Origin of the sequence: Franzmannia qiaohouensis (genome assembly GCF_031451695.1) — a bacterium.
In the GTDB taxonomy this organism is placed as follows: Bacteria; Pseudomonadota; Gammaproteobacteria; order Pseudomonadales; family Halomonadaceae; genus Franzmannia; species Franzmannia qiaohouensis.
In genome coordinates this window covers 293,477-301,194 of sequence record NZ_JARWAM010000007.1, presented here as the reverse complement: position 1 = coordinate 301,194, position 7,718 = coordinate 293,477, and the positions used below count along the sequence as shown (strand labels likewise).

Here is a 7,718-nt window from a genome sequence, read left to right as displayed (position 1 = left end):
CCAGCACCGGTAGCGCCGCCATCGAGGCGGTCGACCACGTCGCCGACAACGCCCAGTCGCGTTTCGTCAAGGAAGCGCTCGCCGCGTCCGATCGTCCCGAGCTCGGCGGCGCCAAGATCGTCATCTCCGGCGGCCGTGGCATGGGCAACGGCGACAACTTCAAGCTGCTCGACGGCATCGCCGACAAGCTGGGGGCCGCCATCGGCGCATCAAGGGCCGCGGTAGACGCCGGCTTCGTGCCCAACGACATGCAGGTTGGCCAGACCGGCAAGATCGTCGCCCCGGACCTGTATATTGCCGTGGGTATCTCGGGTGCCATCCAGCACCTGGCGGGGATGAAGGACTCCAAGGTGATCGTCGCGATCAACAAGGACGAGGAGGCGCCGATCTTCCAAGTGGCGGATTATGGATTGGTCGGTGATCTGTTCGAGGTACTGCCGGAGCTGGAAAGCAAGCTGTAAGGAAGCCGTCAGCGATGACCGCAAAAGACCAAGGGCCCCTCGCGGGGCCCTTGGTCGTATCAGGCGGCGCTTAGCCGTTCGCTGACATACTCGAGGTGGTAGTCACTGTCGCCCAGGTAGTGGTCGAACATCACCAGATGCTTGGCGTAGTGGGACACCAGGCACTCCTCGGTCATGCCCATCGCGCCGTGCAGCTGGATGGCCTGCTCGGCGACGAAGCGCGCGGATTCTCCGCAATAGGCCTTGGCCGCGGCGATACGATAGTCGCGTTCCGGGGCAGGGAGGTCGAGGCTGGTGGCCGCCAAAATGGCCATGGAGCGTGCCTGTTCGAGGTGCAGGTGCATGTCGACCATGCGGTGCTGCAGCGCCTGGAAGGTGGATAGGGGCGTGCCGAACTGGCGGCGCTCCTTGAGGAAGGCGAGGGTCTGCTCGCAGCTGGCCTGCATGGCGCCGACGGCCTGGGCGCACAGCGCGGCGATGCCGACAGCGAAGGTGGCATCCAGGGCGGCGGCGGCATTTTCGCTGAGGCAGGCATGCTCGTCGAGCATCACGCCGTCGAGGACCAGGTCGCTGGCCGGCTGGCCATCGATGGTGGGGTAGTTGTGTCGCGTCAGTCCAGGGGTGCTGGAGGGCAGCAGGAAGACACCCAGGCGCTCGACGTCGCGACCTTCGTCGGCGATGCGGGCGGTGACCAGAACGGCTGCGGCGAGGTCTGCTCCCATCACCAGCTGCTTGGCGCCCTCGAGGCGCCAGCCGGCGCCCTGTCGGTGGGCGCTGGTAGTGACGGCGTGGATATCGTAGCGGGCATCGCGCTCCTGCCAGGCCAGCGCCAGCTGGTGTTCACCCTCGAGCAGCGGCGTCAGCCAGCGGTCGCGCTGCTCTGGGGTGGCCAGCCTGGCCAGCAGGTCGCCGGGAAGCAGCAGTCCGGCCAGGTAGGGCTCCGGGACCAGGCCGTGGCCCAGCGCCTGCATGATGATCATCAGGTCGGTGCCGTCGCCGCCCAGTCCGCCGACGCTCTCGGCGAAGGGCATGTGCAGCAGGCCCAGCTCGGCAAACGTCTGCCACAGGGGCGAGGGCTCGCGGGTTGCTGGGGGCAGCTGACTGGCGCTGCGCTCCACCGCCGGCTGGTCGGCGACCAGGCGCTCCAGCGTTTCGGCGAGCATGCGCTGCTCGTCGCTATAGGAAAAGTCCATCAGGGCTCCTTACATGCCGAGGATCGTCTTGGCGACGATGCTCTTCTGTATCTCGTTGGCACCGCCATAGATCGAAAGCTTGCGGCGGTTGAAGTACTGGGCGCTGGCGGCGGCCGCCTCACGCTGTTCGGCGTCGGCAAGCTCGGTGTCAGCGTGCAGAAAGTCGGGAAAGAAGGGCAGCGCGGCCGGTCCAAGCGCACGGCGGGTCAGGTCGCTGAGCTCCTGGCGCAGCTCCGAGCCGCGCACCTTCAGCAGCGAGCTTTCGGCGCCGGGTACACCACCGTCTCGGGCGGCGGCGATCACCCGCAGGTTGGTGACCTCGAGCGCCATCAGCTCGAGCTCCGCCTTGACCACGCGCTGGCGGAAGCTCGGCTGCTCCAGCAGCGGCCTGCCACGCTGCTGAACATGCGCCGCGACCGACTTGAGGTGGCGCAGCGCCTGCTTGGCATGCCCCAGGCCGGCGATACCGGTGCGTTCATGGGTCAGCAGGAACTTGGCACAGGTCCAGCCCTCACCTTCGGCACCGACGCGATTGGCCAGCGGGACGCGAACCTCGTCGAGAAAGACTTCGTTGACCTCGTGGGCGCCGTCGAGGGTGATGATCGGCCGGACGCTGACCCCCGGGCTCGACATGTCGATCAACAGAAAGCTGATGCCGGCCTGCTTCTTGGCCGCGGGGTCGGTGCGCACCAGGCAGAACATCATGTTGGCGTGCTGGCCCAGGGTGGTCCAGGTCTTCTGCCCGCTGACCACGTAGTGGTCGCCGTCGCGCTCGGCGCGAGTGCGCAGGCTGGCCAGGTCGGAGCCGGCGCCGGGCTCGGAATAGCCCTGGCACCACCAGTCGCGGTTGTCGAGGATGCGTGGCAGGTAGTGTCGCTGCTGCGCGTCGCTGCCGAATTTCATCAGCACCGGGGCCACCATGCTGACGCCGAAGGGCACCACGGTGGGAGCGTGGGCGGCGGCGCACTCCTCGTCGAAGATATGCCGCTGCACCGGGCTCCAGCCAGGGCCACCGTGTGCCTCTGGCCAGTTGGCGCCGAGCCAGCCGCGCTGGCTGAGCAGGTTCTGCCAGCGGACATGGTCATCGGCGGAGAGTCGCCGACCCAGCCGCACACGTTCGCGGATGGCGGCGGGCAGGGAGGTCGCGAGGAAGTCGCGCACCTCGTGGCGGAATGCCTGCTCCTCGGCGGTAAAAGTCAGGTTCATGAAGCGTTCTCCGAGGTGTCGGATAGCGCCAGGCTGGCCTGGCGATGAGGGCCGCCGAGGTGGCGGGGGTAGTCCAGCGCCTCGATAGCGAGCAGGTCGATATCGCTATGGCGATAGCTCCAGCCACGCTCGGCGAGGCGTAGGCTGGCGGCCTCCATGGCCGCGCGGGGATCGCCGCTAGCATCGCCTGCCGCGTCGCTCAGCGCGGCCAGCAGGCTGCCGCGATGGCTGACCACCACGCCTTGACGCAGCCTCTTGAGCAGAGCGGCGACGGCCTGCTGTCGCGTCGCATCGGCGTCGAGCGATACCAGCTCGGCGAGTGCCCCCTGAGTCGGCAGCACCAGCGCCAGTTCGGCGTCGAGCGCGTCGAGCTGGCTGGCCTCGCCGGCGGCGACAAGCGCGACACGCAGGCACGAGGGGGGACAGGCAGCGGCCTCTGTCCCCGGGGCGATCAGGCACGCCTGGGTCGACGCCTCCGGCGCGGCGGTCAGGGTGATGCCGGCGCGCTCGGCGTGTCGCTCGAGCTGTCGAAACAGCGGGTGCTCGCCGAGTAGCGCCAGGTGTGCAATGGCCGTGGGTTCGTCCGCTTCGGGCACCTTGTGCGGGGTGCGGGCGGCAAAGAAGGCATGGATCAGTCCTGCCCGCTGGGGCGAGTCCATGCACGCCACGAACAGCTCGCGCTCATAGCGCAGGCCGTCATCCAGGCTGTTGTCGCAGCTGGCGGCAATGGCGTCGATGCAGCGGAACGGTGAATAGAGCGCCGGAGCCTCGGCCTCGAGCCGGGTGCGGTAGTCGGCGATGGCCTCGGGATTGGCCTGGGGTGCCGGTAGCTCACCGGTCACGCGCGGGGTGAGCGTGCCGGCCAGCATCTCTCTGGCCGCTGCCAGGCCGGCGTCGAGGGGGCTCTCGGCATCGCTCAGGATATCGACAATCCCCAGCGCCAGCGCCTCCTCGGCGCTGGCAAAGCGACCGCTGGTGATCAGGTCCAGGGCCGCTGCGACGCCGACCAGCCGTGGCAGTCGCTGGGTGCCGCCGGCCCCGGGCAGCAGGCCGAGCTTGACCTCAGGCAGCCCCACCCGGGTCCCGGGCAGGGTGACGCGCAGCTGGCAGCCCAGCGCGACCTCGAGGCCCCCACCCAGGGCGGTGCCGTGGAGTGCCACGACCAGCGGCTTGGCACTCGCCTCCAACTGGCGGATGACGTCGGTCAGCAGCGGCGCCTGGGGCGGCTTGCCGAACTCGCGGATATCGGCACCGGCGATGAAGGTACGCCCGTTGGCGACGAGTAACAGGGCGCGGACTTGGTCGTCCTCGTTGCCACTCGCCAGCGCCTCGACCAGGCCTTGGCGCACGGCCTGGCCGAGGGCGTTGACAGGCGGGTTGTCGATGCTGATCACACCGATATCGTCATGTCGCTGGTAGGTCACCGGTGTCGTCATACGTCATCACTCGCAGTATCAGCAGGAAGGGGCATGGTGAAATGCATGGCGGCACTCATGGGTCGACGGCGGACGGCGCAGAGACCGCAGCTGGCCGGGCGTGGCGCTGGCTCCAGCGAGCCAGCAGCACCGCGGGTACCAGGGCAGCAAGGGCGAAGGCGAACAGCTCAGCCTGGCTGAGTGGCACCATGCCGCCACCGGGCAGCGCGAACAGCAGGCCTGCCACCAGCACCAGCCCGCGCACCACGGATTCGTAGATCATCCCCACGCCGAGCCGGCCCACGCCGATCAGGTAGCCCTGCATGGCCGATGCGAACAGCACGATGCCGATCAGCGCCTGGACGAACACCAGGCCGATCTGCAGCGGTTCGCCCTGCATGATGAGGGCCGGATTGAGCACGAACAGGAACGGAATGAAGTAGATCACGCTGCCCAGGCGCATGGCCTGCAGGCCGGTGGCCATGGGGCGTGCGCCGGCCACGGTAGCGGCGGCGAAGGCGCCCAGCGCCACCGGCGGGGTAATGAAGCTCAGCATGCCCCAGTAGAGGATGAACATGTGCACGGCCATCGGGTCCAGCCCGCCGCCCTGGATGAGTGCCGGCGCCAGCGCCACGGCCAGGAAGATATAGGCCGCGGTGACGGTCATGCCGATACCCAGCACGAAGCTGGTCAGTGCGCCCATGATCAGCAGCAGCGGTACGCTGCCCCCGGCAATATGGATGAAATCGTTGGCAATGGTGCCGGAGAGACCGGTCATCGACAGCGCGCCCACCAGCATGCCGACACCGGCGAGGATGGCGATCAGCTCGGCAAACAGCTTGGCGGCGGAGGAGAGGGTCTCGCCGAGCTCCCTTAAGCCCCAGCGGTTATGCCGAGAGAACTGGTTGAGCACCAGCAGCAGCGCGGTGGCGTAGAAGGGTGCGACCGCTTCGCGCTGCATCACCAGCAGCATCCACACCAGCAGGGCGAAGACGAAGATGAAGTACCAGCCCTCCTTGAGCGTCTGCCACAGCGAGGGCAGCTCTACGGCGGGTAGCCCCTTGATGTCGTGACGCGCCGCATAGGCATCAATCTGGATGAATAGCCCGAGGAAGTAGAGGATCGAGGGGATGATGGCGGCCAGGGCCACGGCCGAATAGGGCACGTCGAGAAACATCGCCATGACGAAGGCAGTGGCGCCCATCACCGGGGGCATCAGTACACCGCCGGTGGAGGCGCACGCCTCGACGCCGCCGGAGAACGAGCGGCCCATGCCGATACGGCGCATGGCAGGAATCGACAGCACACCGGTGGTCAGCACGTTGCTGATCACGCTGCCGCTCATTGAGCCCATCAGGCCGCTGGAGAAGATCGATACCTTGGCCGGTCCGCCGCGCACATGACCGAGCAGGGCAAAGGCAAGATTGATGAAGAACTTGCCGCCGCCGCTCTTTTGCAGCACCACGCCAAACACCAGGAAACCGATCACCAGGCCTGCAAAGGCCTGTAACGGCACCCCCATGATGCTCTCGGTGCTCATGGTGTGGTACATCGCCGTCTCTTCCAGCGACGAAGGAAAGGCCTGAATCGGCCCCGGGACGATATCTGCCACCAGCGGATAGAGAGAGAAACAGCTGACGATGATGGCGATCGGCCAACCGCCGGCGCGCCGGGCAGCCTCGATGATCAGCAGCCAGTAGGCATAGCTGGCCACGACTGCGGTGTCAGGTGCGGCGAAGGCCCAGCCGCGCTGAAGTATCGAGTCGGCGTGATAGACGAAATAGCCGCCGACGAGCAACGTGATGGCGCTGAGCAGGTAGTCGTACCAGGGCACGGGGCGTGCCTGCACGGCGGCGCGGATTGGCCATAGCAGATAGACCAGCGGCAGCAGCAGGGCCACCACGGCATAGTAGAACTGGGTTTCCAGGCCGGTGACGAAGGTCAGCCAGCCGATATTGAACAGGTAGTCCAGCGTCATCAGCATCAGCACGCTGGTGACGGCTCCGGGCAGCCAGCGGATGGGCATCGGCAGGGTGCGGATCTGGGTGATCTTTTCCTTGGCCTGCTGGGGGCTGGCGGGGGGAATGGCTGTGGTCATGGCGGCGTCCGTGAAGCAAATGGGGCGGTTTGCACCGCCCCGTGTGATCACTCGAAGATCGGCTCGAAACCGGCATCATCCAGCGCGGCGGCTCTGGCTTGCATCCAGGCATCGGTGAAGTCGTCGTCATCGCTCGGTGCATCGCCAATGAAGTCGTCCCAGGCCTGTTTCAGCACCGTCTGGCGCTCGACCAACTGCTCCTGGTGGGCTTGCATCTCATCGGTCCAGACATCGATGTCGCGGTAGTACTCGACGACCGCGTCGTGGAAGGGCACGACCCATTCCAGGTCCTGATACTCGAGGGCATAGCCCACGGCGCCCGGGGCGTTGTCCTTGTAGTCGTCGTAATTGTCCTGCAGCGCCTTGATCAGGCCATAGGCGACGCTGTCGTCGAGGTCCTGGTTGGCCACCACGATGGGATAGGGGTAGCTGGCACTGGGCACCGGGTTGTCTGCGCTGACGCCGCCTGCACCCGCGGTGACCTCGTGGGGACGGAAGTAGGGCGCTACCGCCAGCATGCGTTCCCAGCCGGCCGCATCATCCGGGTCGAGAACCGGCCAGCTGATGCCGCGCGGGCTGCTGGCCAGCTGCTGCGCCGGCGGGGTCACGGTGGTGGTGAACGAGGCGTCGACGTCACCGGCAATAATGCCGTCGAAGGAGCGGCTGTAACCGGGGAAGTCGACGCGCTCGACGTCATCCCAGGTCAAGCCACCGAAGGCGAGATAGGCCTCGGTTCCCTTGTTGAGCGCGTCGTCACCGCGGATATAGGCCACACGCTTGCCGGCCAGGTCGGCAGGGGTTTCCACGTCGAGATCGCCGGCGACGGCCAGAGAAAGCCCAAACGACGCCGTCGAGGTGGTGATGACCCGCAGCGGCTGTGGGCCCCAGTCACGGTCGGCAAACATCATCACGCCCTCGGCACCGTAGTAGCTGGCGATGCCGCAGGCGCAAAGGTCGACCCGCCCCTGCTTGAGCGGCGTCATGCGCGAGACGTCATTGTCGCCGGGCAGGATGCGCACCGATGTGCCGTGCTGGGACTGCAGCATATTGCCTATGGCGACCGCCTGGGCGTAGCCGCTGGAGTTGGTGCCGTAGGCGGTCCAGGCCATGGTGCTGGGAAGCGTGATCTCGTTGGACTGGGCCACGGCGCTAGCCAGGAGCGAGAGAGGAAGGGCGGCGAAAGCGAGTCGGCGCGTGATCTGGCGCATGCGAGGCTCCTCATGAGCGTGGGGGTGTTGGCGTTGTTGTATTTTGCTATGCGGTACTGCGTTTCAAAAACTGATTTCGATAGTAGGGAAGCTCCCCGGCCGGTGTCAAACGACCGGGCGTCATGAAGGGAGATGAA

Annotated in this window: 6 protein-coding genes; 1 reads left to right on the top strand and 5 read right to left on the bottom strand. The window is 66.9% G+C overall.

Annotation, left to right across the window (positions count from 1 at the left end; genetic code table 11):
- Positions 1-461: FAD-binding protein (locus QC821_RS12000; protein WP_309721556.1), on the top strand; the 461-nt coding region annotated here is incomplete at its 5' end.
- 59 nt (positions 462-520) lie between these two features.
- Here QC821_RS12000 and QC821_RS11995 read toward each other — a convergent pair.
- Genes QC821_RS11995 through QC821_RS11975 form a run of 5 tightly spaced genes read right to left on the bottom strand, consistent with a single transcriptional unit; the run spans position 521 to position 7,581 of the window.
- The gene (locus QC821_RS11995) at positions 521-1,654 is read right to left on the bottom strand and encodes an acyl-CoA dehydrogenase family protein (protein ID WP_309721553.1); all 1,134 of its coding nucleotides are present in this window, start codon (positions 1,652-1,654) and stop codon (positions 521-523) included.
- Between the two features lie 9 nt (positions 1,655-1,663).
- Positions 1,664-2,860 carry an acyl-CoA dehydrogenase family protein gene (locus QC821_RS11990; protein ID WP_309721550.1) on the bottom strand — a complete coding sequence of 399 codons (1,197 nt, stop codon included), beginning with the start codon at positions 2,858-2,860 and terminating at the stop codon, positions 1,664-1,666.
- Entirely contained in the window at positions 2,857-4,296 is a 1,440-nt protein-coding gene (locus QC821_RS11985) for an enoyl-CoA hydratase/isomerase family protein (RefSeq protein ID WP_309721548.1), read from the bottom strand. The genes QC821_RS11990 and QC821_RS11985 overlap by 4 nt, the downstream gene beginning before the upstream one ends.
- Before the next feature lie 55 nt (positions 4,297-4,351).
- Entirely contained in the window at positions 4,352-6,373 is a 2,022-nt protein-coding gene (locus tag QC821_RS11980; protein WP_309721545.1) for a TRAP transporter permease, read from the bottom strand.
- 47 nt (positions 6,374-6,420) lie between these two features.
- Positions 6,421-7,581, bottom strand: a complete 1,161-nt coding sequence (locus QC821_RS11975; protein WP_309721542.1) for a TAXI family TRAP transporter solute-binding subunit — start codon at positions 7,579-7,581, stop codon at positions 6,421-6,423.
- Between the last annotated feature and the right edge of the window lie 137 nt (positions 7,582-7,718).

Excerpts from the sequence above, each read along its gene's own strand:
- QC821_RS11995 (WP_309721553.1), bottom strand. The coding sequence starts at position 1,654 with ATGGACTTTTCCTATAGCGACGAGCAGCGCATGCTCGCCGAAACGCTG.
- QC821_RS11990 (WP_309721550.1), bottom strand. The coding sequence starts at position 2,860 with ATGAACCTGACTTTTACCGCCGAGGAGCAGGCATTCCGCCACGAGGTG.
- QC821_RS11985 (WP_309721548.1), bottom strand. The coding sequence starts at position 4,296 with ATGACGACACCGGTGACCTACCAGCGACATGACGATATCGGTGTGATC.
- QC821_RS11980 (WP_309721545.1), bottom strand. The coding sequence starts at position 6,373 with ATGACCACAGCCATTCCCCCCGCCAGCCCCCAGCAGGCCAAGGAAAAG.
- QC821_RS11975 (WP_309721542.1), bottom strand. The coding sequence starts at position 7,581 with ATGCGCCAGATCACGCGCCGACTCGCTTTCGCCGCCCTTCCTCTCTCG.